Annotated in this window: 23 protein-coding genes; 14 read left to right on the forward strand and 9 right to left on the reverse strand. The window is 62.7% G+C overall.

The window, feature by feature from the left end; translation table 11 throughout:
- Positions 1-40: 40 nt before the first annotated feature.
- From ACGKZZ_RS11640 to ACGKZZ_RS11685, 10 genes are all read left to right on the forward strand, one after another.
- A complete protein-coding gene (locus ACGKZZ_RS11640; RefSeq protein ID WP_411223739.1) occupies positions 41-1285 on the forward strand; it encodes a sarcosine oxidase subunit beta family protein in 1245 nt (414 codons plus the stop codon).
- A 184-nt stretch (positions 1286-1469) separates the two neighbouring features.
- Positions 1470-1634: a hypothetical protein gene (locus ACGKZZ_RS11645; RefSeq protein WP_411223740.1), complete on the forward strand. Its 165-nt coding sequence runs from the start codon at positions 1470-1472 to the stop codon at positions 1632-1634.
- A 36-nt stretch (positions 1635-1670) separates the two neighbouring features.
- The gene (locus ACGKZZ_RS11650; protein ID WP_411223741.1) at positions 1671-2000 is read left to right on the forward strand and encodes a sarcosine oxidase subunit delta; all 330 of its coding nucleotides are present in this window, start codon (positions 1671-1673) and stop codon (positions 1998-2000) included.
- A gap of 67 nt (positions 2001-2067) precedes the next feature.
- The gene (locus ACGKZZ_RS11655; protein WP_411223742.1) at positions 2068-5085 is read left to right on the forward strand and encodes a sarcosine oxidase subunit alpha family protein; all 3018 of its coding nucleotides are present in this window, start codon (positions 2068-2070) and stop codon (positions 5083-5085) included.
- Positions 5078-5650 (forward strand): sarcosine oxidase subunit gamma, encoded by a 573-nt coding sequence (locus ACGKZZ_RS11660; protein WP_411223743.1) that lies wholly within the window; start codon positions 5078-5080, stop codon positions 5648-5650. The genes ACGKZZ_RS11655 and ACGKZZ_RS11660 overlap by 8 nt, the downstream gene beginning before the upstream one ends.
- A 122-nt stretch (positions 5651-5772) precedes the next feature.
- Positions 5773-6381 (forward strand): superoxide dismutase, encoded by a 609-nt coding sequence (locus ACGKZZ_RS11665; protein WP_411223744.1) that lies wholly within the window; start codon positions 5773-5775, stop codon positions 6379-6381.
- Between the two features lie 163 nt (positions 6382-6544).
- The gene (locus ACGKZZ_RS11670) at positions 6545-7435 is read left to right on the forward strand and encodes a dihydrodipicolinate synthase family protein (protein WP_411223745.1); all 891 of its coding nucleotides are present in this window, start codon (positions 6545-6547) and stop codon (positions 7433-7435) included.
- Between the two features lie 34 nt (positions 7436-7469).
- Positions 7470-8420 carry an EamA family transporter RarD gene (gene rarD, locus ACGKZZ_RS11675; RefSeq protein ID WP_411223746.1) on the forward strand — a complete coding sequence of 317 codons (951 nt, stop codon included), beginning with the start codon at positions 7470-7472 and terminating at the stop codon, positions 8418-8420.
- Positions 8421-8743: 323 nt separating this feature from the next.
- Complete coding sequence (locus tag ACGKZZ_RS11680) at positions 8744-10015, forward strand: LysM peptidoglycan-binding domain-containing protein (RefSeq protein ID WP_411223747.1); 1272 nt, start codon at positions 8744-8746, stop codon at positions 10013-10015.
- A gap of 168 nt (positions 10016-10183) precedes the next feature.
- A complete protein-coding gene (locus tag ACGKZZ_RS11685) occupies positions 10184-10768 on the forward strand; it encodes an HNH endonuclease (protein WP_411223748.1) in 585 nt (194 codons plus the stop codon).
- Between the two features lie 11 nt (positions 10769-10779).
- Here the strand turns inward: ACGKZZ_RS11685 and eda are convergent, their stop codons facing one another.
- Together eda and edd are read right to left on the reverse strand one after the other, a co-directional pair.
- Positions 10780-11424, reverse strand: coding sequence for a bifunctional 4-hydroxy-2-oxoglutarate aldolase/2-dehydro-3-deoxy-phosphogluconate aldolase (gene eda, locus ACGKZZ_RS11690; RefSeq protein WP_411223749.1), 645 nt, complete (start codon positions 11422-11424; stop codon positions 10780-10782).
- Between the two features lie 42 nt (positions 11425-11466).
- Entirely contained in the window at positions 11467-13278 is a 1812-nt protein-coding gene (gene edd, locus ACGKZZ_RS11695) for a phosphogluconate dehydratase (protein WP_411223750.1), read from the reverse strand.
- Positions 13279-13497: 219 nt separating this feature from the next.
- Here edd and ACGKZZ_RS11700 point away from each other — a divergent pair, with 219 nt between their 5' ends.
- The 3 genes from ACGKZZ_RS11700 to ACGKZZ_RS11710 are packed head-to-tail and all read left to right on the forward strand — an operon-like array spanning position 13498 to position 15950.
- Positions 13498-14133, forward strand: a complete 636-nt coding sequence (locus ACGKZZ_RS11700) for a DUF6778 family protein (protein WP_411223751.1) — start codon at positions 13498-13500, stop codon at positions 14131-14133.
- A gap of 48 nt (positions 14134-14181) precedes the next feature.
- On the forward strand, positions 14182-15378 hold the full coding sequence (locus ACGKZZ_RS11705) for an RSP_2647 family RNA methyltransferase (protein WP_411223752.1): 1197 nt from the start codon (positions 14182-14184) through the stop codon (positions 15376-15378).
- Complete coding sequence (locus tag ACGKZZ_RS11710; RefSeq protein ID WP_411223753.1) at positions 15375-15950, forward strand: RSP_2648 family PIN domain-containing protein; 576 nt, start codon at positions 15375-15377, stop codon at positions 15948-15950. The genes ACGKZZ_RS11705 and ACGKZZ_RS11710 overlap by 4 nt, the downstream gene beginning before the upstream one ends.
- Positions 15951-15977: 27 nt before the next feature.
- On the opposite strand, the gene ACGKZZ_RS11715 is transcribed toward ACGKZZ_RS11710, so the two are convergent.
- The 4 genes from ACGKZZ_RS11715 to ACGKZZ_RS11730 form a co-directional block, all read right to left on the reverse strand.
- Positions 15978-17168: a LysM peptidoglycan-binding domain-containing protein gene (locus tag ACGKZZ_RS11715; RefSeq protein WP_411223754.1), complete on the reverse strand. Its 1191-nt coding sequence runs from the start codon at positions 17166-17168 to the stop codon at positions 15978-15980.
- Positions 17169-17228: 60 nt separating this feature from the next.
- A complete protein-coding gene (locus ACGKZZ_RS11720; protein ID WP_411223755.1) occupies positions 17229-17870 on the reverse strand; it encodes a protein-L-isoaspartate(D-aspartate) O-methyltransferase in 642 nt (213 codons plus the stop codon).
- Positions 17870-18655, reverse strand: a complete 786-nt coding sequence (gene surE / locus ACGKZZ_RS11725; protein ID WP_411223756.1) for a 5'/3'-nucleotidase SurE — start codon at positions 18653-18655, stop codon at positions 17870-17872. The genes ACGKZZ_RS11720 and surE overlap by 1 nt, the downstream gene beginning before the upstream one ends.
- Before the next feature lie 129 nt (positions 18656-18784).
- Positions 18785-19453, reverse strand: a complete 669-nt coding sequence (locus ACGKZZ_RS11730) for an SDR family NAD(P)-dependent oxidoreductase (protein ID WP_411223757.1) — start codon at positions 19451-19453, stop codon at positions 18785-18787.
- 116 nt (positions 19454-19569) lie between these two features.
- Here ACGKZZ_RS11730 and ACGKZZ_RS11735 point away from each other — a divergent pair, with 116 nt between their 5' ends.
- On the forward strand, positions 19570-20160 hold the full coding sequence (locus tag ACGKZZ_RS11735; protein WP_411223758.1) for a biotin transporter BioY: 591 nt from the start codon (positions 19570-19572) through the stop codon (positions 20158-20160).
- 152 nt (positions 20161-20312) lie between these two features.
- Here ACGKZZ_RS11735 and purF read toward each other — a convergent pair whose 3' ends face one another.
- The 3 genes from purF to radA all read right to left on the reverse strand — a co-directional run bounded on the left by purF (position 20313) and on the right by radA (position 23864).
- The gene (purF, locus tag ACGKZZ_RS11740; protein ID WP_411223933.1) at positions 20313-21770 is read right to left on the reverse strand and encodes an amidophosphoribosyltransferase; all 1458 of its coding nucleotides are present in this window, start codon (positions 21768-21770) and stop codon (positions 20313-20315) included.
- 121 nt (positions 21771-21891) lie between these two features.
- Positions 21892-22464, reverse strand: coding sequence for a CvpA family protein (locus ACGKZZ_RS11745; protein ID WP_411223759.1), 573 nt, complete (start codon positions 22462-22464; stop codon positions 21892-21894).
- 32 nt (positions 22465-22496) lie between these two features.
- The gene (gene radA / locus ACGKZZ_RS11750) at positions 22497-23864 is read right to left on the reverse strand and encodes a DNA repair protein RadA (RefSeq protein WP_411223760.1); all 1368 of its coding nucleotides are present in this window, start codon (positions 23862-23864) and stop codon (positions 22497-22499) included.
- Between the last annotated feature and the right edge of the window lie 35 nt (positions 23865-23899).

Raw genomic sequence — 23899 nt, forward strand, 5'->3', positions numbered from 1 at the left:
CACATAGCATACATCGCAACCTAGCCCCGAGTCGCGCCCCATGAAACGCTATTCTGCCTTTGCCGTCGCCCGCGAAGCCTTCCGCCATCACACCGGCTGGGAGCGCGCCTGGCGCAGGCCGGAGCCGAAGAAGAAATACGATGTCGTCATCATCGGCGCGGGTGGCCACGGGCTTGCCACCGCCTATTATCTTGGTAAGCGCTTTGGCATCAGGAATGTCGCGATCATCGAAAAGGGCTGGCTGGGCGGCGGCAATACCGGGCGCAACACGACGATCATCCGGTCGAACTACCTTCAGGACCCTTCCGCCGCGATCTACGAAAAATCGCGCTCGCTTTACGAGACGCTGAGCCAGGAGTTGAACTACAACGTGATGTTCAGCCCCCGCGGCGTGATGATGCTGGCGCAGACCGAGCACGAGGTCCGCGGCTACAAGCGCACGGCGCATGCCAACACGCTGCAAGGGGTGCCGACCGAATTCATCAGCCCAAGCCGGGTCAAGCAGCTTTGCCCGATCATGGAGATCAACGGCCCGCGTTATCCGGTTCTTGGAGCACTGTGGCAGGCGCGCGCCGGAACCGCGCGGCACGATGCGGTGGCATGGGGCTATGCGCGTGCCTGTTCCGACATGGGCATGGACATCATCCAGAAATGCGAAGTCACCGGTATCCGCCAGGCGGATGGCCGCGTGCAGGGCGTGACCACCACCAAGGGCGAGATCGATTGCGACAAGCTCGGCATCGTCGTTGCGGGGCATTCCGGCGTGCTGGCCGACATGGCGGGCTTCCGCCTCCCGATCGAATCCGTCGCGCTGCAGGCGCTGGTGTCCGAGCCGATCAAGCCCTGCATGGATGTGGTCGTCATGGCCAACACGGTGCATGGCTACATGAGTCAATCCGACAAGGGCGAAATGGTGATCGGCGGCGGCACCGACGGATATAACAACTACACCCAGCGCGGCTCCTTCCACCATATCGAGGAAACCGTGCGCGCGCTGGTCGAAACCTTCCCGATGATTTCGCGCCTCAAGATGCTGCGGCAGTGGGGTGGCATCGTCGATGTCACCGGAGACCGTTCGCCGATCCTGTCGAAAACGCCGCTCGACGGCTGCTTCATCAATTGCGGCTGGGGCACCGGCGGCTTCAAGGCGATCCCCGGATCGGGCTTCGGTTTTGCCGAACTGATGGCCAAGGGCCATTCGCCCCTGACGGACGCATTTGGCCTCAACCGCTTCGCCGAAGGCCGATTCATCGACGAATCCGTCGCCGCCGGGGTGGCACATTGATGATTTCTGCCATTCGCCCACAATTTTCCCGTCCATTGGAGCGTTCTTCCATGAGCCGAGCCCGCCAGTCGCAAGTTTCCGCCTACACCTCCGGCGAACCCCTGCCGATGGCCCATGTGCCTCTGTTGTCAACGCGCGCCGCGCGGCCCACCCTCACGGCATCGCAACAAAAGGAGCGAGGCCCATGGGCAAGACTGTCTGGATCATTGTCGCAATCGTCGTTGTCGTGCTCGGAATTTGGATGTTCACGTCTGACGGTGATGGCGTGGCAACCACGCCCGACGCACCCGCCGCAATCGAGACACCGGCAACCGAAGCCCCTGAACCAGCGGCACCTGCTGCCGACTGACACACGCGTCTCAACACAGGCCGGGGGAGGCGCGACATGCTTCTCCTGACCTGCCCCTGCTGCGGCGTGACCGCCGAGGAAACCGAGCTGCATGGCGGCGGCGAGGCGCATCTCAAACGCTTCGGCCCCGGCTCGAGCGATGAAGAGTTCAAGACCTACCTCTTCCAGCGCGAAAACCCTCATGGCGTGCATTTCGAACGCTGGCGTCATGCCAATGGCTGCGGCAAGTGGTTTCACGCCGCCCGCGATACCGCGACGCTTGAAGTCTTCGGCACCTACAGTGCCCAAACCTTTGAGCCTCCCGAAGACCTGCTGAAAAAGATCCGCGACAAGCGCCCCGGTTTCGAGTGGAGGGACATCGCGTGATCTTTCTTCTTGCCGAAAATATCCCCGCCGGAGGCTCCGACACCTCCGCCAGCGCCGAGGTCTGACAATGAGCAATCGCGTTTCCACACAGGGCCGCCTGATCAACCGCGACAAGCAGGTCGCGTTCAGCTTCAACAACACCCGGTTGACCGGCTATGACGGCGACACGCTCGCCTCCGCGCTGCTGGCCAACGACCAGATGCTGATGGGGCGCAGCTTCAAGTATCACCGCCCGCGCGGCGTTGTGGCCTCTGGCTCCGAAGAGCCGAACGCGCTGGTCAATCTGGGCGAGGGCGACAAGCTGGAACCGAACCAGCGTGCCACCACAACCGAACTTTTCGCGGGCCTCAAGGCCACGAGCCAGAACCACTGGCCGTCGCTAAACCACGATATCGGTGTGGTGAACAACAAGCTGTCGCGCTTTCTTCCGGCGGGTTTTTACTACAAGACCTTCATCCAGCCGCGCGCCTTCTGGAAGCATGTCTACGAGCCGATCATCCGGCACTCCGCCGGTCTCGGCAAGGCACCCAAACCCGAAGCCCGCGACCCCGACACCTATGAGCATTTCTACGTCTTTACGGATGTGGCGATCATTGGCGGCGGCGTGGCGGGACTTCAGGCCGCGCTGAGCGCTGGCCGCGCTGGTGCCAAGGTGCTGCTTCTGGAGCAGACCGCCCATTGGGGCGGCCGCGCGCCGGTCGATGGCGGCACGATCGACGGGCTGGAACCCGACACATGGGTCGCGCAAACCGTCGCCGCGCTGGAGGCGATGCCGAATGTCACACTGCGCAATCGCGTCATGGGGGCCGGGGTCTACGATCACGGCTATGTGCTCGGCTACGAGCGCCTCACCGATCACGCGCCGCAGACACCCGGCCCGCGCCATCGGCTCTGGCGCATCCGTGCCAAGCAGATCGTCACCGCGACAGGCGCGATCGAACGCCCGCTCTGTTTCTCGGGCAATGATGTTCCGGGCGTCATGCTGGCCTCGGCCGCGCGCGACTATCTTGTCAATTACGGTGTCAGTCCGGGCGAGCGCACGGTGGTCGTGACCAATAACGACGATGCCTACCGCACCGCGATCGCGCTTGTGGAGGCGGGACAAAAGGTGCCTGCGATCCTCGATGCCCGCCCACAGGGCGGAGGTGCACTGATGGAGAAGGCCCGCGACCTTGGCATCCGGGTCGAGCGCGATGCCGCGGTGATCAAGGTCAAGGGCATGAAACGCGTGCTCAGCGTGCTCTGCGGCAAGCAATCGGGCGACGGCACGGTCGAGGAGGAGATCTTCTGCGATGCGGTCGCCATGTCGGGGGGCTGGTCGCCAGTGGTGCATCTGTGGTCCCATTGCGGCGGCAAGCTGACCTGGGACGAGGCGCAGGCCGCCTTCCGCCCCGACGCAAGCCGCGCGCCGACCGGTGCGGATGGCGAGCCGTTCGTGATTCCCGCAGGCAGCGCCGATGGCGAAATGGGGCTGGCGAAGGTGCTTGAAAACGCCGCCGCCGCCGGGCGAAGTGCAGCACAGCGCGCGGGCTTTGAGACCGAGGCAGGCGACGTGGCACAGGGCGACGCGCCCGAGGAAGCAGCGCTTGCGCCAGTCTGGATGATGCCGAAGGGGGCCGATTACAAGCTGCGTTCGAAAATGTGGCTGGATTACCAGAACGACGTGAAGGTCTCGGACGTACAACTGGCCGCGCATGAGGGCTATGAATCAGTTGAACATACCAAGCGCTACACCACGCTCGGCATGGCGACAGATCAGGGCAAGCTCAGCAATATCAACGGATTGGCGACGCTTGCGAATGCATTGGGTGAGAACATTCCGCAGGTCGGCACCACGACCTTCCGCCCGCCTTTCACCCCGATCTCCTTCGGCGCCATCGCCGGAGAGGCGCGCGGCGGCATCTTCCAGCCGCTCCGCCGTACGCCGATGCATGACTGGATCGACGCCCACGGCGCGCATTGGGAGCCGGTCGGCCATTGGCGCCGCCCCTATGCCCTCCCGAACGAGGGCGAAAGCGTGCATGACGCCGTGCAGCGTGAGGTGAATGCCACGCGCAAGAGCCTTGGCCTGCTCGACGCCTCGACGCTGGGCAAGATCATCGTCAAGGGGCCGGACGCGGGCAAGTTCCTCGACATGCTCTACACCAACATGATGAGCACCCTGAAACCCGGTAAATGCCGCTATGGCCTCATGTGCACCGAGAACGGTTTTCTCACCGATGACGGCGTGGTCGCGCGGCTCGATGAGGACACGTTCCTGTGTCACACCACCACCGGCGGCGCGGACCGTATCCATGCCCATATGGAGGAATGGCTGCAAACCGAATGGTGGGACTGGAAGGTCTGGACCGTCAACGCGACCGAGCAGTTCGCACAGGTTGCCGTGGTCGGCCCGAACGCGCGCAAGCTGCTTGAGAAACTGGGCGGTATGGACGTGAGCGCCGAGACGCTGCCCTTCATGGGCTGGGCCGACGGCACGCTGGGCGGCTTCCCGGTGCGCATCTTCCGCATTTCCTTCTCGGGCGAGCTCAGCTTTGAAATCGCCGTGCCGGCCAATCTGGGACGCGCCTTCTGGGACAAGTTGCTGGATGCAGGCGGAGAGTGGAACATCACCCCCTACGGCACCGAGGCGTTGCATATCATGCGGGCCGAGAAGGGCTTCATCATGATCGGGGATGAAACCGACGGCACCGTGATTCCGCAGGATCTGGGGCTGAACTGGGCGATCTCCAAGAAGAAAGAGGATTACCTCGGCAAACGCGCGCAAGCCCGCAGCCACATGACCGATCCGCGCCGCTGGAAGCTGGTGGGGCTGGAGACGCTCGACGGCTCGGTGCTGCCCGATGGCGCCTATGCGGTCGCGCCCGGCACCAATGCCAACGGGCAGGCGGCAACCGAAGGCCGCGTGACCTCGACCTATCACAGCCCGACGCTGGGGCGCGGTATCGCGATGGGGCTGGTGCTGAACGGGCCGGACCGGATGGGCGATGTGCTGAACTTCACCAAGGGCGATGGCTCCACGATCGAGGCGAAGATTGTCGATCCGGTGTTCTTTGACCGCGAAGGAGAAAAGCAGAATGTCTGATGTGCAACTGGCGCTTGGCGGCGCGAGCTTCGACGGTCTGGTGAAGATCGAGGAACTGGCCGGGCAGGGCATGATTACCCTGCGCGGTGATCTGGGCGACACAGCCATCGCCGGGGCGGTCAAAGACGTGTTCGGCGTCGCGTTGCCCGGCCAGCGCGGCACCGCTTTTGCGGAAGGCAAGGGCGCGCTCTGGATGTCGCCGGACGAGGCGTTTTTGCTCTGCGACTATGACGAGGCGCAAAAGCTGGCCGATGATCTGGCGGCGAAGCTGTCGGATGTTCATGCGCTGGTGGTCAACACCTCGGATGCACGGTCGGTGTTCCGCCTCAAGGGCCGCGCACTGCGCGAGGTTCTGGCCAAGCTCGCGCCGGTCGACATGAGCCCCGGCGGTTTCGAGCCGGGCGAGGTGCGGCGCACGCGGCTTGCGCAGGTCGCCGCCGCGTTCTGGATGGACGATGCAGGCAGCGCGCGAGTGGTGTGCTTTCGCTCTGTTGCGGCCTACATGTTCGGTATCCTGAGGGCTGCGGCTGACGAAAACTCTGCGGTGAACCATTTCGCATCTTGATGCGTTGTCTTGGAAGAGGGCCGCAGTGATGCGGGTCGATGCGGCGCGGGCTTGACCTTACGCCATCACGGCATCACGAATGGCTCTTGCGTAATTTGACGTATCTAACAGGGGGACACCCAATGGCTTTCGAACTTCCCGATCTTCCGTATGCCCACGACGCTCTAGCCAGCAAAGGCATGTCCAAGGAAACCTTGGAATATCACCACGATATTCACCACAAGGCCTATGTCGACAACGGCAACAAGGCGATCAAGGGCACCGAGTGGGAGAACAAATCGCTCGAGGAGATCATCAAGGGCACCTATGATCCCAACGCCGTGGCGCAAAGCGGCATTTTCAACAACATCAGCCAGCTTTGGAATCACAACCAGTTCTGGGAAATGATGACCCCCGACGAGAAGAAGATGCCCGGTGATCTGGAAAGCCGCGTGAAGGACGCCTTTGGAACCGTCGACAAGTTCAAGGAAGAGTTTTCGGCCGCAGGCGGCGGACAGTTCGGGTCCGGCTGGGCGTGGCTCGTCGTTGACAAGGACGGCTCGCTCAAGGTGACGAAAACGGAAAACGGGGTGAACCCCGTGTGCTTCGGTCAGACCGCGCTTCTGGGCTGCGACGTTTGGGAGCACAGCTATTACATCGATTTCCGGAACAAGCGCCCGGCGTATCTGACCAACTTCCTCGACAATCTGGTCGATTGGGAAAACGTGGCAGAGCGTCTGTCCAACGCCTAATTGCAACTCTAGGCACAAGAAAGGCCCCGCCGTTTCCGGTGGGGCTTTTTTGCGGATAGGACTTTCATATTGTGGAGAGATTTGTTTTGCCTGATCCCTGACGCTTGGGCATGACGTGATCTGCGCACTTGAGAGACCCCGAAACGAGAGAGACGGAAACCCCATGATCGACCTTACGAACCTGCGCGGCGTGGTGCCGTATCTGCCCACTCCGCTCACGTCTGACGGAGCGGTGGACGAGGCCGCCTTGAAGCGCCTTTGCCATCATCTGATTGACGCGGGTGTGCACGGGCTCACGCCGCTGGGTTCGACCGGAGAATTTGCATATCTCGATTTTGCGGCCAAGGAGCGGGTGGTTTCTGCAACCATAGAGGCCGCGGGCGGTCGGGTTCCGGTGATTGCCGGCGTGGCGGCGACCACGACGCCGGATGCGATCGCGCAGGCCAAGCGATGGGCAGAGCTTGGTGCCGACGGGATCCTGGCTGTCATGGAAGCCTATTTTCCCATCCCGGAGTCGGGCGTTGTGGCGTATTTCACCGCAGTGGCCGATGCGACCGATTTGCCTGTCACGCTGTATACCAATCCGAATTTTCAACGCTCCGATCTGTCATTGGACGCTATCGACACGCTGTCGCATCATCCCAATATCCTGTTCGTCAAGGATGCCTCGACCAACACCGGGCGACTGCTGTCGATCCTCAACCAGACCGAAGGCAGGATCGGGGTGTTTGCAGCCTCGTCGCACATCACCACGGCGGTGATGCTGATCGGTGGGCGGGGGTGGCTTGCCGGTCCGTCTTGCCTGATCCCGAAACAAAGCGTGCGCCTTTTCGAGCTTTGCGAGGCGCGCAAATGGGATGACGCCATGGCGCTTCAGAAAGAGCTTTGGGCGGTCAATCAGGTGTTTGCCAAGTTCAACCTTGCAGGTGCGGTCAAGGCCGGTTTGAAGTTGCAAGGCTTCGATTGCGGCGATCCGGCGCGACCACAGGCCCCGTTGTCTGACGCACAGGTCGATGCCGTGCGGCACGTTCTCGAGCGGGTGGGCGCGCTGTAAGGCGTTTGCGCCGATGCCGGCGAAGGAGTTTGGTATGACAGATACCCGAAAAGGTGTTCTGGCGCTCGTGAGTGCGTGCATCGCGTGGGGGCTGTCGTCGATTTTCTACAAGGCTCTTGTCGGAGTTGATCCGGCAGAGGTTCTGGCGCATCGCACATTGTGGTCGTTGTTCTTTTTCGCGGGCGTTCTGCTTGTTCAAGGACGCATTTCGGCGTTGTGGCACGCTGTGTCGCATCGCGCCTCGCTCAAGATCATCGTGCTTGCGGCAGTGATGATCTCGTCCAACTGGTTCCTGTTCATCTGGTCCATTCACTCGGGCCGCGCCACCGAAGCCTCTTTGGGATACTATATCTTTCCGCTTGTGGCGGTTGTGTTCGGACGTCTGATGTTCGGCGAACGGCTTTCGAACCTGCAATGGGTGGCGGTCGGGTTGGCGGTCGCTGCGGTTCTGACGTTGACAGTGGGATTGCGCATCGTGCCGTGGATCCCGCTGGGTCTGGCGGCATCCTTCGGGCTCTACGGCGTGTTGAAGAAGCGGCTTGATCTGGGGCCGGTCGTGTCGGTCACCGCCGAGGTGTTCCTGCTGTCGCCGCTTGCGCTGGGTTGGTTGTTGATGTTGCACCTGGGGCAGGGCGGCGCGTTCGGCGACGATTTGCGACAAAGCCTGTTGCTCTGCGCCTCGGGTGTTGTGACCGGAGCGCCGTTGATCCTGTTCGCCTACGGCGCGCGGCGTTTGGCGATGTCGACGGTGGGGTTGTTGCAATACATCAATCCGACGCTGCAATTCGTCGTCGCGGTCGCGATCTTTGGCGAGCCGTTCAGCACCATTCATCTGGCGGCGTTTTCGCTGATCTGGACGGCACTGGCGCTTTATTCCTCCAGCGCGGTGCGCCAGGACAAGGCGCGTCGGAGGGCCAGGATGGTGTCCGAAGCCGAGGTTGCCGTTTCCTCGAGTTCAAGCAGCGAGGCATCGGCAAAGCCCTGATCGAGCAGATGCGACAGGCACGTGTCGGATGGGTGCAATACCCCCGATCTCGAGCGGGAAGATCGGTTCGGATTGCAGGTCGATCTGCCGCCAAGGTGGTAACGTCGAGGACCACTTCCAAAGAGACCGCTCTGCTTTGACGACATCGGCAACTGTCGGATCCGCCCCCGCGCGTGAGCCACAATTGACACAGATGCACTTGGAACGCATGGGCGTTGTCCTTGACAAAGCTATGGGATTTGCCTCGTGATACCTGCGTTGGTAGTGACGCTCAACCGCGGCATCGGCTTATTCCCGTATGCCCTGCAATCGCCTGGGATGTGATGAGCAAATTCGCGTTGGCACATGGAAAGTCCGGGCTGATGCTTGGAGGCGCAGCCGCATTGGCAGCGATTGCGGTCGCGCTTGCGTTCAGCGGACGGTTCGCGCCATCGCCTTCTGTGCAAGATGTCCCGCCGGAAATCGCATCTGTCGAACGGAGCGAAGGGATATCACCGGATGCTGCTGGACCATCGGTAGAGCCGCGCGCGGACGTCACGCCCGATGCGCTCGAAGACGAGAACATCACACCGATTCCGCCGACACCGGGCTTTGATGTTGTCCGGATCTCCCCGGACGGTCAGGCGCTGATCGCCGGCACCGCGCCCGGTGGGAGCGAAGTGTTCGTGATGGTTGATGGTGCAGAGAAAAGCTCTGCCGTGGTGGATGCCGCGGGAAAATTCGTGGCATTTCTTGACCTGCCGAAAAGCGATGCGCCCCGTGTCATCAGCCTGGTGTCCTCCGGTGATGACGGGCGGGTCGAGAGTATGGATCAGGTGATTGTCTCTCCCTCCGTCGCGTCGCCCGACCTCCCTGCGGTTTTCGGTCTGGCCGATGATCTGACAATCGCCGCGGGTTCGGCGGCGATGATGGAAGGCGAGCCGGAAGCTGAAGCCGACGCGTCAATCCCGTCGGCAGCCGAGTCCGAGAAAGACCCGCGCGTCGCCGCCGTCGCAGGGAACGATCCCGCCGACCCTGACAGCGTGTCAGGGGGTGCCAGTGAATCGCCGCAGAGCGATGCGTCCGCGCCGGCCGTGATCCTGTCGACGCAAGACGGGGTCGAGGTGCTGCAATCCGCAGGCACCACGCCGCAAACGATCGACCAGATCGCGCTTGATGCAATCACTTACGAAAGCGCGGAGTCGGTCACCTTGAGCGGGCGCGGCGCGGCTGATGAATATGTGCGCGTCTATCTGGACAACCAACCCGTGCTGACGACCGAGATCGATGAGGATGGTCGTTGGCGCGCGGATTTGCCGAATGTGGACAGCGGAACCTACACGCTGCGCATCGATGCCGTCAGCCAGAGTGGACAGGTCGCATCGCGCGTCGAAAGCCCGTTCCAACGCGCCGACCGTGAGACGCTCGAATCCACCGTTGACGCCAGCGGCGGCGCGCAGGTTGTCACGGTTCAACCGGGCAACACGCTTTGGGCCATTGCACGCGACCGCTATGGCGAAGGTCCGGCCTATGTCCGGGTGTTTGACGCCAACCGGGATCGCATCAGAGACCCCGACCTGATTTATCCCGGTCAGGTCTTTGCGATTCCCGATTGAAACCATGCGTGGCAGAGTGCACTGCACTGTCTGATCACAAGTGCATTCACCTGCACATTTGGGGGGTTGTCGGATGCCCTCCGCGATATATAGTCGAGCTGTGACCGCCGGGGCGGGCTACCGTCCTGACGCTGCAACAGGCAGACAGATCAGGAGACCTAACGTTCGATGGACGGCAATTTTAGAACGGCATTCGTGCGCGAGCCGGCGGTGCTGCGGCACCATCCTGCCCTTGTTCTAAACGCGGATTACAGGCCGCTTTCCTACTATCCTCTATCGCTTTGGCCGTGGCAGGATGCGGTGAAGGCGGCGTTCCTCGACAGGGTGGATATCGTGGCCGAATACGACGAGGTGGTCCGAAGCCCCTCGATGACGCTTCGAATTCCAAGCGTCGTTGTGCTGAAAGACTATGTCAAACCTCAAAAGCGCGTGGCCTTCACGCGCTTTAATCTTTTCTTGAGGGACGAATTTCAATGTCAGTATTGCGGAGCAACCGGCGATCTGACGTTCGATCATGTCGTGCCCCGCGCGTCGGGCGGGATCACGTCATGGGAAAACGTCGTTGCCGCGTGTGCGCCGTGCAATCTGCGCAAAGGGTCCAAGAGCCTGCGCCGCGCGGGGTTGTCCTTGCGCAAACCACCGCGCCAACCCGGCGCGCAGGAATTGCTCAACATGGGCCGCAAATTTCCGCCCAACCACCTGCACGACAGTTGGATGGATTTCCTTTACTGGGACGCGGAACTGGAGGCTTAGGAACGCGGAGCCTAACGCCCCAGCTGAGACGCCTCGCGGGCCAGCGCTTCGATACCGGCCCAGTCACGGTTTGCGATCAGCTCGCCCGGCGCAACCCAGCTGCCGCCAGCGCAGAGTGTGTTGGACAGGCTCAGATACGTTTCAGCATTTTTCAATGACACGCCGCCGGTCGGGCAGAAGCGCACTTGCGGAATCGGCGCGCCAATGGCCTTGAGTGCCGGAGCGCCACCGTTGGCTTCGGCTGGAAAGAATTTCTGAACCGTATAGCCGCGCTCCAGAAGCGCCATCGCTTCGGACGCGGTTGCCGCGCCGGGCAGGAGAGGCAGATCGGCGGCTTCGCAGGCGTCGAGCAACCGGTCCGTCGCGCCGGGCGACACTCCGAACCGCGCACCGGCATCGACAGCGGCAGTGACGTCCTCGGGTGTGAGCAACGTCCCCGCACCCACGACCCCACCCTCGACGCGCGCCATTTCGCGGATCGCGTCCAAGGCTGCCGGAGTGCGCAAGGTCACTTCGAGAACCGGCAATCCGCCCGCCACCAACGCCTCTGCCAGCGGTCGCGCGATGCTTGCATCATCGACCACCAGCACCGGTATGATCGGCGCCAAACGGCACAGTTTTTCGGTTTCAATGCTGGCATTTTCAGGCGTGATCATGTGTCTTTCCAGTATGTTACAAGCGTTCTTTCAGAAAAAACCTTAGACAACGACGCCAGCGCCGGTTTCCGCAAGCCCGACATTGGCGCGAAACGCCGCAAACAGCTCGCGTCCGACGCCGTGGCCGTTGTCACGCAAATCCGCGGGCACTGGTTCGCGAGCCTCAAAGCCTTCGGCGAGACAGTCGATGGTGCCGGACACCGCGTCGACCCGCACGATGTCGCCATCGCGCACCTTGGCCAGAGGGCCGCCATGCGCGGCTTCGGGGCTGACATGGATGGCAGACGGCACCTTGCCCGATGCACCCGACATGCGCCCGTCGGTCACCAGCGCGACCTTCAAACCCCGGTCCTGTAGCACGGCAAGCGTCGGGGTCAGCGAATGGAGCTCGGGCATGCCGTTGGAGCTTGGTCCCTGGAACCGCACGACCACCACTGTGTCTTCGGTAAATTCCCCATTCTTGAACGCCAGCTTCACGTCGTTCTGGTCGTGGAAGATCCGGGCCTTGGCTTCGATCACATGACGCTCCGGCGCAACGGCAGAGGTCTTCATCATCCCTTTGCCAAGATTGCCCGCCAGTTGCTTGAGCCCGCCGGTCGGTTGGAACGGATCAGACGCCGGACGCAGGATCTTGTCGTTCTGTGATTCGCCCGCTCCGGGGTGATAGACGACACTGCCGCCGACGAGCTTGGGTTCCTGAGAATAAAGCGACAGGCCGTCTCCGGCGATGGTCTTCACGTCGTTCTGCAACAGACCAGCCTCAAGCAATTCGCCAATCATGTATCCAAGGCCGCCAGCCGCATGAAAATGGTTCACGTCGGCCAGACCGTTGGGATAGACCTTGGCCATCAGCGGTGTGACAGATGAAATTTCGTCGAAATCCTCGAGCCGCAGTTCCACACCAGCGGCACGGGCCATCGCGGGCAGATGCAACACGAGGTTGGTGGAGCCACCCGTGGCCATCAGCCCGACCATGCCGTTCACGAAGGCCTTCTCGTCCAGAATGTCACAGACCGGGCGGTAGTCATTGCCCAATCGGGTGATTTCCAGCGCACGTTCGGTTCCCGCGACGGTCAGCGCATCGCGCATCGGTGTGTTGGGATTGACGAACGACGCGCCGGGCAGGTGAAGCCCCATGAATTCCATGAGCATCTGGTTGGAATTCGCGGTGCCGTAGAACGTGCAGGTGCCGGGCGAATGATAGGACGCCATTTCGGCCTTCATCAATGCGTCACGGTCCACTTCACCGGCGGCAAATTGCTGGCGTACCTTGGCTTTTTCGTCATTCGGCAAACCGGACGGCATGGGACCGGCGGGAAGAAAGATGCCGGGAATGTAGCCAAACGTGGCCGCCGCGATCACCAGACCCGGCACGATCTTGTCGCAGACACCGAGGTAGAGCGCGCTGTCGAAGACGTTGTGGCTGAGCCCGATGCCAGCCGCCAAGGCGATGACATCGCGCGAAAACAGGGACAGTTCCATTCCGACCTGGCCTTGGGTGACGCCGTCACACATCGCCGGAACGCCGCCGGCAACCTGCGCCGTGCCACCAGCGGTACGGGCGGCGGTGCGGATGATGTCGGGGAAGCGCTCGAACGGTTGGTGCGCGGAGAGCATGTCGTTATAGGCTGAAATGATGCCGATGTTGGGCGCACGCTCGGAGGCCAGTTTGTCCTGGTCCTCGCCTGCCGCGGCATAGGCGTGGGCCTGATTGCCGCAGGTCAGATGGGCGCGGCGCGGGCCTTCTTCGGCGGCTTGCCGCATCCGACCGAGATATGTGCCGCGCGAAGCTTCAGAGCGCTCCCGAATACGGTCGGTGACCCGTTTGATAGTGTCGTTGAGTTCTTGTGCCATGTTGCCTCCGCGCGAAAACAGCCGTCGGTTTCGTCATGATGTACTTAAGTTAGCGCTAACAGTAAAGAGCTATCTCCAAAAGGGTCTCTCTCACTCGTCCACGTCCAAGATCTGCTTGGCCTTGCGCCAAATTGTACGGTTTTTGCCCAGAACAGGCCGCTTTGTCCGGTTACGCCCATGCCCGAGGACCACGAGCAGACGCTCCGAAAAGGAGGCCCCATGAGACAAATTTTCAAAGCCGGTCTGGGACTTGCACTGATGGCATCGCTTGGTGCCTGTGCCGCGCCCAACACCGCCAGCCGTGCCGCGATGCCGGATGATGCGATGCTAGGATTCGCCCAACAGGACGTCACAATCGACAGTTTTACCGTGTCGGTGCCCAAATCCCTTACCGTGAACGAGCGTAACACGTACTATCCGCGTGGCGATATCGTCTGGCGCGGCGATCCGATCGGTGACCGGCACGCGCAGGTGCGCGAGATCTTCGAGGCGGGTTTGCGCAACGCGGCGCCTCGCATCAGCGGGACGCGCCCGGTGCGGATGGACATTCAGGTCACGCGGTTTCACGCTCTTTCGGAAAAGGCGCGTTACAGCGTGGGTGGGGTGCATGATATCGAATTCATGTACCGTTTGATCGACGTGACCACGGGACAGCAAATCGGTGCGACGCAAACCGTCGATGCCGATCTCGAAGCGCTGGCGGGGCAGGCCGCAATGGTTGCGGACGCGCGCGGCAACACGCAAAAGGCCCGCATCGTGGCCCATCTCGGGTCGGTGTTGGTCGAGGAACTCACCGTCGCGGGCGGCCACCAGAACGCCAATCTCGGGATTTTGCAGGCGATCAACGATCTCTGAGCGGAACCGGGCTTTCGCCTGTGCCAAGAGCGGATTAAAGGGGGCGGCATGACATTGTCCCCTTTGCCCGTCCTGCGCCTCAAACCCAAGACCAAGCCACAGGCCATTCGCCGTGGGTATCCTTGGGTCTATTCCAACGAGGTCGTGACCGACCGCCGGACCCGCGCGATGACGCCGGGCTCGATTGCGGTTCTCGAAGATGCCGATCGCAGCCCGCTTGCCTTGGTCGGGGTCAACCCGAACTCCAAGATTTTTGGCCGGGTGCTCGATGACCCGACGGTTGGCGCGCCGGATCAGGCATGGTTTGAAACCCGTATCAGGCGCGCGCTGGATTTGCGCGAACGGCTGTTTGACACACCGTTCTACCGGTTGATCCACGCCGAGGCAGATGGGTTGCCGGGCGTGATCATCGATCGGTTCGGCGATGTGGCGGTAATCCAGCCCAATGCGGCCTGGGCCGATCTGTTGCTGCCGGACATGGCCGCCGCTTTGGCAAAGGTCACCGGCGTCACGACGATCCTCAAGAATGCGGGCGGACGCGGCCGTGTGCTGGAAGGGCTGGACGCGGACGATTCAGTGCTTTTGGGCACAGCGCCAGAGGCTCCGATCGCCGTCGAGATGAACGGTGCCACTTACCTCGCGGACGTGACCGGCGGCCAGAAGACCGGTTTGTTCTATGACCAGCGCCCCAATCACGCCTTTGCGGCGCGTCTTGCGCAGGGCGCGCGAGTGCTGGATGTGTTCTCGCATGTTGGCGGCTTCGCGCTTGCGGCCCTGGCGGGCGGAGCGGATCAGGCGCGTTGCGTCGATGGCTCCGAGGCGGCTTTGGACTTGGCACGCCGGGGCGCGCAACAGATGGGGGCAAGCGACAGGCTGACCACGACGCGCGGCGATGCGTTTGCCACCTTGGGCGAACTGGGCGATGCCGGATCGCTATTTGATCTGGTGATTTGCGACCCGCCCGCCTTCGCCCCCTCCCACAAGGCGCGTGAGGCAGGGTTACGGGCCTATGAACGGGTGGCGCGACTTTCCGCACCGCTGGTGGAAAAGGGCGGTTTCCTGGTGCTGTGCTCGTGTTCGCACGCGGTTGATCTGTCGGCCTTTACGGGTGCGTGCCTGCGTGGCATCGGCCGCGCCGGACGGCGCGCGCAGCTGATTCACACAGGTCAGGCCGGGGCCGATCACCCGTTGCTCCCGCAACTGGCAGAGTCCGGCTATCTCAAAGCGTTGTTCTTCCGTCTGTGAAAATCCTGCTTGATACCTGCGTTTTGTATCCCACGGTGATGCGCGAGGTCTTGCTGGGCGTTGCGCGCCAGGGGATGTTCACGCCGCTTTGGTCGCAGCGTATACTGGATGAATGGTCGCGCGCCGCAGTCAAGCTCGGTCCACAGGGCCAGGTGCAGGCTGAGGGCGAAATTGCCATGGTCTCGGCGCAGTGGCCGAACGCCAGTGTGACGTGGAAACCGTCTTTGCATGACCGTTTGTGGCTGCCCGATCCGAATGATATTCACATTCTTGCTGCCGCCATCGCAGGTCACGCCGATGTGATCCTGACGATGAACGTCAAGGATTTTCCACGCAACATTCTCGCGGAAGAAGGCCTGTCGCGCGCGGATCCGGATGGGTTTCTGGTCGGCCTGTTTGCCAGCGCGCCAGAGCCTGTCACCGCCGCCGTGTCAGCCGTTCACGCCAAAGCGAACACGCTTTCGGGCCAAGACTGGGATTTGCGCAAGCTGATGAAAAAGGCGCGTCTTCCCCGGCTGGGCAAAGCGCTGGCATCGGGACAAGATTTTTCGGACGAAAAATCTCCGGGCTGAGAATTTTCGTCCGAAAATTCTGGGGTCTTAGCGCAGGTAGTTCATCGGGTCGACGCTTTCAAAGCCCTTGCGCACTTCGAAATGCACCCGCGCGGGTTCAAAGTCGCCGACGCGCGCGATGGCCTGCCCTCGGCTCACCGCGTCGCCCTTGGCGACCGAGATCTGTTCGACATGGGTGTAGACCGTCAACAAGTTGTCGGGATGGCGCACAACCAGAATGTTGATGCCGTCGGTATTGGTCGTGATCGCCGCGACCTGACCGCTGCTTGCCGCCTTGACCGTGGTTCCCACCGACGCGCCAATATCGATGCCATCGTTGCGACCCTTCGCGTATTCGCGGATGATGGTGCCCTGCACGGGAAAGCTCATCGCGGCCTTGGATTCGCTTGCTTCGGTCTGCTGTCCGACATTGGCGACAGGTTTTGCCGCCGCTGTTGCGGCCGGCTTAGCGGCGGCCGCCGGAGCCGGGGTTTCAGCGGGCAAGGGTTGGGAGGCCGAGGGCGGCTCGGGCGTGGGAGATCCCCGTCCGGGCGCGACGGACGCGGTCGTGGTTGCGGGCGGGGCTTGCGTCGCGACGGGAATCAGCAGGTATTGGCCTTCGCGCAGGGTGAAATTGCTGTCGAGCCCGTTCCATTCGGCAAGCGAGCGGACGGAGACATTGTAGAGCCGCGAGATCGTGAACGCGGTTTCGCCGCGTTTGACCTGATGGCGGACCGGTTCGGTTCCGGTCTGCGGCGCGCGCGTCGTCGGTGTTGGGTCCGAGCGTTCGATGGCATCGCTCGCCAGCGTCGTGATGTCGACCTCGGAGGGCGGGCGGATCGGACCGGTGGTGACGGCGCCTGTTGCGGGCGAGGGTTCAGCAACCCGGCGCGGCAGCGCGATGACCTCGCCGGCACGCAGGGAATCGCCGGTCTGGATGCCGTTGTAGCGTGCCAGTTCATCCGGCGCCAAACCCACGCGGCGGGCCAGTGTGGCCAGCGTGTCGCCACGTTGGGCCACGGCAACCTGGTAATTGGGATATGAAATCACGCCGCGATTGTCGGGGTCAGGGCGCGGCGCAGTGGCTGCGCGCGCCGCATCGGAGGTGTTGAAACCGCCGTTCATGATGCCGCGCATGTCCAGATCGAGCGGTTCGGAACAGGCACCAAGCATCGCAAGCAGCGACAACCCGGTGCCAAGACGGAGTGCGGAGTGGCTGGAAACGGTCAGTATGGCCATGTCGATATCCTCAAATGCGCCGGTTGTGCCCCGGGCGTCACGCGCGTCAGTATGCCCGCTTTATGCATCGCGGGCCACCCCTTCGATCAGCGGCACAAACCGAACCGGTCGCAATTCGTCGTATTCGAGCCCCTGCGGTGTTCGTCGCACGCGGATCAGGTGTTGCACCGCGTCCGACTGGCCCACTGGCAAGACCATGATGCCGCCCACCTTGAGCTGGGCCAGAAGCGGGCCGGGCGGGTCTTCGGCCGCGGCGGTCACCAGAATGCGATCGAATGGTGCCTGATCGGGCAGTCCGAAACTGCCGTCGGCGGTAAACGCGGTCACATTTGTCAGGCCAAGCTGGTCGAACACGGCGCGCGCCTCGCGCACGAGGCGTTGGTGGCGGTCCACCGTATAGACGCGCCGCGCGAGCTGGCTCAGGATTGCCGCCTGATAGCCCGATCCGGTGCCCACTTCGAGCACCGTGTCACGCGCCGACACCTCGAGCGCTTGCGTCATCAGGCCGACCACCGAGGGCTGGCTGATCGTCTGGCCGCAGGCGATCGGCAGGGGCATGTCTTCATAGGCCCGTTCGGCAAAGTACCCTTTGACGAAGGGCGCGCGGTCGATCTGCTCCATCGCGGTCAGAACCGCCGCATTGGTCACCCCGCGCGAGCGCAAGGCGTACAGGAACTGCATCTTGAGTTCCGGGTCGATCATCAGAGAAAGGCGTCCCGCATCGCGTCAAGCTGGTCCGGGGCCGTCAGATCGGCGCGCATTGGCGTGACGCTGATATAGCCGTCAAGGTTATGTGCGGCGTCGGTTCCGGCCACAGTGGGGGCACGCTGGTCGCCGCCCTTGATCCACAGGAACCGGCGCCCCGAAGGCGAGCTATGCGGCTCGACCGAAAAGTTGGTGCCTTGGCGAATGCCCTGCGGCGCTGCCTGAATTCCTTTGACCGCCTGAGCTGGCACCGGCGGGAAGTTGACGTTGTAAAAGAGCCGGTAGCCCGACTGCCCGTTGGGATCGAGAGAGAGAATCCGCTCGATCACCTTGGTGCCATGCACGCGCGCCGCCTCGAACGGGTCCGGCGTCTGCGCGTTGTCGGGGCCGTAGTATTGCGACAGTGCAATCGCCGGGATGCCCTGAAGCGCCGCTTCCATCGCGCCGCCCAGCGTGCCCGAGTAAAGCGCGTTTTCAGCGGAGTTGTTGCCGCGGTTCACACCGGACAACACCAGATCGGGTGGCGTGCCGCGCATCACGTCATGCAATCCGGCCAGCACGCAATCGGCCGGGCTGCCCTCGGCCGCGAACCGGCGTTCACCCATTTCGCTGACCATCATCGGATGCGTGTAGCTGATGCAATGCCCGACGCCCGACTGTTCGAACGCGGGCGCGACGGTCCAGACCTCTCCGCTGGATCCTGCGAGCGTTTTTGCGATGTCGGTCAGCACAATCAGGCCGGGGGCGTTGATCCCGTCATCATTGGTAATGAGTATGCGCATGTGACCGCCTCGGTTTTTTTCCTGCATAGGCCAAGCCCCGGCTTGCGGCAAGCTTCCGCCGGTTCGATTGGAACGGCGAATTGGCATTGACCCATCCCCGAGCCGACGCGCCCATGTTTGGCGGCTGGATCAGGTGCCCAGAATTTCCGGCAGCAGCCGCGCCGCTTCGTCGCCGGCGTCGGCCAGTGCGTCGCGGTCTTCGCCGGGATAGAACCGGGCGCGCAGCGTGGTGGATATCGGTTTGGGCGACAGGATGCGCACTTGCGGACCGGTCGAGACGGTTTCCGCCTGCCAACTGCGCGCCAGTGCGATCTGTGCGGATTTGGTTGTGCCGTAATGGCCGAAAAACTTCTCCCCGCCGTGGTTGTCTTCGAAGAATACCGCGCGGCCCTCTAATCCCAGCAGCGGGGCTACATAGGGCACGAGATGGCCCATCGCGTCGAGATTGATCGACACGGATTTCTTCCAATCCTTGGCGTCCATGTGATTGACCGGTGTCAGCGGGCCCGCGAAGATCGCCGTGTGGACCCAAAGCGCGATCTGTCCCCAGCGATCATGCACCGAACGGCAAAGCTGCGCCATCGCGTCGGCGTTGGTGATGTCCATCGGGGCCAGCGTGGCACTGCCGCCCTTGGACTGAATCCGGTCATCAAGCTCTTCAAGCCCGCCGACTGTGCGCGCAACGGCGACGATATGATGAGTGTCAGCCAAGGCGTCGGCCAGAGCAAAGCCAAGGCCGCGCGATGCGCCGGTGACCAGCGCCACGGGGCGCGCAGTGGGGCGGGATGTATCTGTCATGGCTCTTCACATGCCTTGTCCGCGCTGGCGCTGCAAGAGGTGCTGTGCTTGACTTGGCCCTGCAATTGCAGAATTAACAACCGTGACACTTCGGGACAGTCAAAGGATAGATCATTATGACGCTCACCCACGCCACACTCGGCAAAACCACCCTTTTCGGACAGGCGCTGCTGGCTCTGGGCGGTGCGGCCTTTATTGCTGCGGCCACACAGATCTCCGTACCCTTCTTTCCGGTGCCGATGACGCTGCAAACGCTGGCCGTGTTGATCGTCGGCCTGAGCTTTGGCGCGCGTCTTGGTACGGCAACATTGCTGACATATCTGGGCTACGGTGCTCTCGGCTTGCCGGTGTTCGCCAATGGCATGAACGGCCTGGCCTTTGTCGGCCCGACTGCCGGTTTCCTGTTCGGCTTCGTTCTCATGGCCGGTCTGGCTGGCCTTGCGGCAGAGCGCGGTCTTGCCAAAGGCGTCGTGTCCACTGCGGTTCTGGCGATCGTCTTGTCGGTTCTGCTCTATGTGCCGGGGATCGCATGGCCCATGGGGCTGGCGTCGGTGACGGGCGTTGAGGCAGGCTGGGTCGGTCAGGACGCCGGCTTCTACATGAGCCATTTCATCGCGCCGTTCCTGATCGGGGACGTTGTCAAATCCCTGCTGGCCGCTGTGATCGTGACCGGTGCATGGCGCGCAGTGAAGGCACGTCGCGCCTGAGACCGGCACGCCCTTTCTTAATTATTGCGAACCCCCGCGGCACAGGCTGGCGGGGGTTTTTGTTTGTCCGGCGATATTTGGGGGCGCTGCCCCCGGCGCGTTGCGCCTCCCCCGAGGTATTTTTCAACCGGAGAATTCGCAGACGGTGCGTCTTATTGGGCGGCTTTCATCTGGAAGCCTTTTTCCAGCATGTCTGCCGGTTCGACCGGATATTCGCCAGAAAAGCACGCATCGCAATATTGCGGGCACTCGGCATTGCGCCCCGAAGCTTCGCCCACGGCGCGGTAGAGCCCGTCGAGCGAGATGAAGCGCAGGCTGTCGACACCGAGATGTTCGCGCATCTCGTCCTCTGACATGGTGGCGGCAAGCAGCTTTTCGCGCTGCGGCGTGTCGACACCGTAAAAGCAAGGCCAGGCTGTGGGAGGCGATGCGATGCGGAAATGCACTTCGGCAGCGCCTGCATCGACGATCATTTCCTTGATCTTCCGGCTTGTGGTGCCACGCACCACGCTATCATCGACCAGCACGACCCGCTTGCCCTTGATCAGCGCGCGGTTGACGTTGAGCTTGAGGCGCACGCCCATGTTGCGGATCTGCTCGGTCGGCTCGATGAAGGTGCGGCCCATGTATTGATTGCGGATGATGCCCATGCCGTAAGGGATGCCCGACTCGTGCGCGAAACCGATCGCCGCCGGGGTGCCGCTGTCGGGCACCGGGCAGACAAGGTCGGCCTCGACCGGCGTTTCGCGCGCCAGTTCCACACCGATCTGGCGTCGGGTTTCATAGACCGAGCGGTCGCCGATGATGCTGTCGGGGCGCGAGAAATAGACGTGTTCGAAGATGCAGAAGCGCGATTTGCGGGGGCGGAACGGGCGGACCGATTCGACGCCGTGTTCGGCAGTGATGACGACCATCTCACCGGGTTCGATCTCGCGGACATATTCCGCGCCGATGATGTCGAGCGCGCAGGTCTCGGAGCTGAGCGCCCAGCCGTCGCCGATCTTGCCCAGCACCAGCGGGCGCACGCCGAGCGGATCGCGCACGCCGATCAGCTTGGTGCGGGTCATTGCGACGACGGAAAACGCGCCCTCGACGCGGCGAAGGGCGTCTTCCATGCGTTCCGGGATATTGCGCTGGAGCGAGCGGGCCATCAGGTGAATGATGCACTCGCTGTCGGACGAGCTTTGGAAGATCGAGCCGCGGTCGATCAGTTCGCGGCGCAGCGCGTCGGCATTGGTGATGTTGCCGTTATGGGCAATCGCAGCGCCGCCCATGGAGAATTCACCGAAGAACGGTTGCACGTCGCGCATCTGCGTCTGGCCCTTGGAGCCGGCGGTGGAATAGCGCACATGGCCGATCGCCAGTTCGCCCGGCAGCGTTTCCATCAGTTTTTGCGAGGTGAAATTGTCGCGCACATAGCCGAAGCGGCGGGCCGAGTTGAAGCCGTGATCCGGATGGTATGACACGATGCCGCCTGCTTCCTGGCCGCGATGCTGAAGCGCGTGCAGGCCGAGGGCGACGAAATTCGCCGCATCGGTGACCCCGACCACGCCGAAGATGCCGCATTCTTCCTTCAGTTTGTCGTCGTCAAAGGGATGAGCGAGAGGCATAGACGCGTCGGACATGGCGCAACTCCGAATCCGTGGCAGCGGGGGTCGCCCCCTCATATGCGCCACAAGCCCAAGTGTCACGCCGCGATCACGCGATGATGATGTCTTGTGGCCTTTCGGGTCAGGTGTCGCTGTCCACGGGTGCCTCGCACACGCTGACAAGCGCTTCGTATTGTGCGGTGATCCAGCCCAAGGCCTGTTCCGGGTTCTGGTCTTCGATCTGGCCCGTCATGCGGCTGAAGATCGCGGCGGAGCGGCTGTCGTCGATCATCGGCACGTCCTGTGCGGTGATGACGACCTGATAGACAAAGAACCCGACCGCAACGAGCAATACGCCGCGCGCCACTCCAAACAGGAAGCCGAGCCCCTGATCGATCCCGCCAAGAGCCGAGCGTTGCACTAGCGAGGAAAACAGCGGCGTAAAGAACGACATGATCACCAGAGCAATGGTGAACACGGCTGCAAACCCGCCGATCACGCTCAGTTCACAGCTTCCGGTCATGAATTCGCCGATCACCGGAATTTCGGTCATCAAGGGGCGCAGTTGCGGGCCGAACATGAAGCCCAAAATGGCGGCGGCAATCCAGCCGAGGATCGCCATGGCTTCGCGCACGATGCCGCGCGAATACGCCAGCAGCGCCGAGAGAACGATGATGACCGCCACAACGGCGTCAATAATGGTAAACCCTTCCAACGATCCCTCGTCCTTTTCATCTATGGATGGCGCTATCCTGCGCCGAACACATCACCAACAAAACTCGCCAAAGCGTCGATTTCGGTGGCTTTGATCCCGCCTCGGGGCATTGATTTGCCCCCCTTTGGCACAATCGCGGCGGTAAAACCAAGTTTTTGCGCCTCTTTCAACCGATTTTCGGTCTGGCCCACCGGCCGGAGTGCGCCGGACAGGCTGATTTCACCGAACACCACCGTTTCGGCGGGCAGGGCCACATCTTCGCGCGCACTGAGCAAAGCGGCGGCGACAGCCAGATCGGCCGCCGGTTCGCTGATCTTCATGCCCCCGGCGACGTTGAGATAAACGTCCATTCCGGCGAACGGGATGCCGCAGCGCGATTCCAGCACCGCGAGGATCATGGCCAGCCGTCCGCCATCCCAGCCCACCACCGTCCGGCGCGGCTGGCTGTGTGGTGTGGGGGCCACAAGCGCCTGAAATTCCACCAGAACCGGACGCGTTCCCTCGATTCCGGCAAACACTGCCGATCCGGGCGTGGGATCTCCGCGCTCGGACAGGAACAGCGCCGAGGGGTTCGTCACCTGAGCGAGGCCCGCGCCTGTCATTTCGAACACCCCGATTTCATCGGCCGGACCAAAGCGGTTTTTCACCGCGCGCAGGATGCGAAACTGATGACCGCGCTCGCCTTCGAAATAGAGCACCGTGTCGACCATGTGTTCGACCACGCGGGGGCCCGCGATCTGGCCGTCCTTGGTGACGTGTCCGACCATCACGATGGAGGTGCCGCGCCGTTTGGCAAAGCTGGTCAACTCATGTGCGCAGGCGCGCACCTGCGCCACGCTCCCGGGGGCGCTCGTCACGTTGTCGGCCCACATGGTCTGGATCGAATCGATGATCGCCAGATCGGGCTTTTCCGCTTCAAGCGTCGTGAGGATATCGCGCAGGTTGGTTTCGGTGGCGAGTTTCACCGGCGCGTCGCGCAGCCCGAGCCGTTCCGCCCGCATGCGCACCTGCGCACTGGCTTCCTCGCCCGAGATGTAGACCACATTCAACCCCGACCGCCCGAAGGCCGCCGCCGCCTGCAACAGCAGGGTCGATTTGCCGATGCCGGGATCGCCGCCCACCAGAAGGGCAGAGGCCGGGACAAGCCCGCCGCCCAACACGCGGTCGAGTTCGTCAAGGCCCGAGACCGTTCGTGGCGGCGGTGCTTCGGTGCCCGACAGATCGCCAAGCGCAAGCGCACGGCCCTTGGAGGCGCCCAGCGTCTTGGCGGCGGGGCCAGCGGACAGTGGCACGTCTTCGACGATCGAATTCCATTCGCCGCACGCGTCGCACCGTCCCGACCACTTGGTCGTTTTACTGCCGCAGGTCTGACAGACAAAGGATGCCGTTGATTTCGCCATGACGCCGCTTGTGGCGCAAGGCGCGCGGGGCTGCA

This window comes from Marivita sp. S2033, assembly GCF_046592965.1.
GTDB lineage: Bacteria > Pseudomonadota > Alphaproteobacteria > Rhodobacterales > Rhodobacteraceae > Marivita.

Bases quoted from the DNA above. Each gene is read 5' to 3' on its own strand.
- ACGKZZ_RS11720 (WP_411223755.1), bottom strand. From the start codon at position 17,870: ATGATCGACCCGGAACTCAAGATGCAGTTCCTGTACGCCTTGCGCTCG.
- edd (WP_411223750.1), bottom strand. From the start codon at position 13,278: ATGGCACAAGAACTCAACGACACTATCAAACGGGTCACCGACCGTATT.
- ACGKZZ_RS11650 (WP_411223741.1), top strand. From the start codon at position 1,671: ATGCTTCTCCTGACCTGCCCCTGCTGCGGCGTGACCGCCGAGGAAACC.
- ACGKZZ_RS11655 (WP_411223742.1), top strand. From the start codon at position 2,068: ATGAGCAATCGCGTTTCCACACAGGGCCGCCTGATCAACCGCGACAAG.
- eda (WP_411223749.1), bottom strand. From the start codon at position 11,424: ATGATCACGCCTGAAAATGCCAGCATTGAAACCGAAAAACTGTGCCGT.
- ACGKZZ_RS11670 (WP_411223745.1), top strand. From the start codon at position 6,545: ATGATCGACCTTACGAACCTGCGCGGCGTGGTGCCGTATCTGCCCACT.
- ACGKZZ_RS11700 (WP_411223751.1), top strand. From the start codon at position 13,498: ATGAGACAAATTTTCAAAGCCGGTCTGGGACTTGCACTGATGGCATCG.
- ACGKZZ_RS11660 (WP_411223743.1), top strand. From the start codon at position 5,078: ATGTCTGATGTGCAACTGGCGCTTGGCGGCGCGAGCTTCGACGGTCTG.
- rarD (WP_411223746.1), top strand. From the start codon at position 7,470: ATGACAGATACCCGAAAAGGTGTTCTGGCGCTCGTGAGTGCGTGCATC.
- purF (WP_411223933.1), bottom strand. From the start codon at position 21,770: ATGCCTCTCGCTCATCCCTTTGACGACGACAAACTGAAGGAAGAATGC.
- ACGKZZ_RS11665 (WP_411223744.1), top strand. From the start codon at position 5,773: ATGGCTTTCGAACTTCCCGATCTTCCGTATGCCCACGACGCTCTAGCC.
- ACGKZZ_RS11730 (WP_411223757.1), bottom strand. From the start codon at position 19,453: ATGACAGATACATCCCGCCCCACTGCGCGCCCCGTGGCGCTGGTCACC.
- ACGKZZ_RS11735 (WP_411223758.1), top strand. From the start codon at position 19,570: ATGACGCTCACCCACGCCACACTCGGCAAAACCACCCTTTTCGGACAG.
- ACGKZZ_RS11645 (WP_411223740.1), top strand. From the start codon at position 1,470: ATGGGCAAGACTGTCTGGATCATTGTCGCAATCGTCGTTGTCGTGCTC.
- surE (WP_411223756.1), bottom strand. From the start codon at position 18,655: ATGCGCATACTCATTACCAATGATGACGGGATCAACGCCCCCGGCCTG.
- ACGKZZ_RS11705 (WP_411223752.1), top strand. From the start codon at position 14,182: ATGACATTGTCCCCTTTGCCCGTCCTGCGCCTCAAACCCAAGACCAAG.
- radA (WP_411223760.1), bottom strand. From the start codon at position 23,864: ATGGCGAAATCAACGGCATCCTTTGTCTGTCAGACCTGCGGCAGTAAA.
- ACGKZZ_RS11640 (WP_411223739.1), top strand. From the start codon at position 41: ATGAAACGCTATTCTGCCTTTGCCGTCGCCCGCGAAGCCTTCCGCCAT.
- ACGKZZ_RS11680 (WP_411223747.1), top strand. From the start codon at position 8,744: ATGAGCAAATTCGCGTTGGCACATGGAAAGTCCGGGCTGATGCTTGGA.
- ACGKZZ_RS11715 (WP_411223754.1), bottom strand. From the start codon at position 17,168: ATGGCCATACTGACCGTTTCCAGCCACTCCGCACTCCGTCTTGGCACC.
- ACGKZZ_RS11685 (WP_411223748.1), top strand. From the start codon at position 10,184: ATGGACGGCAATTTTAGAACGGCATTCGTGCGCGAGCCGGCGGTGCTG.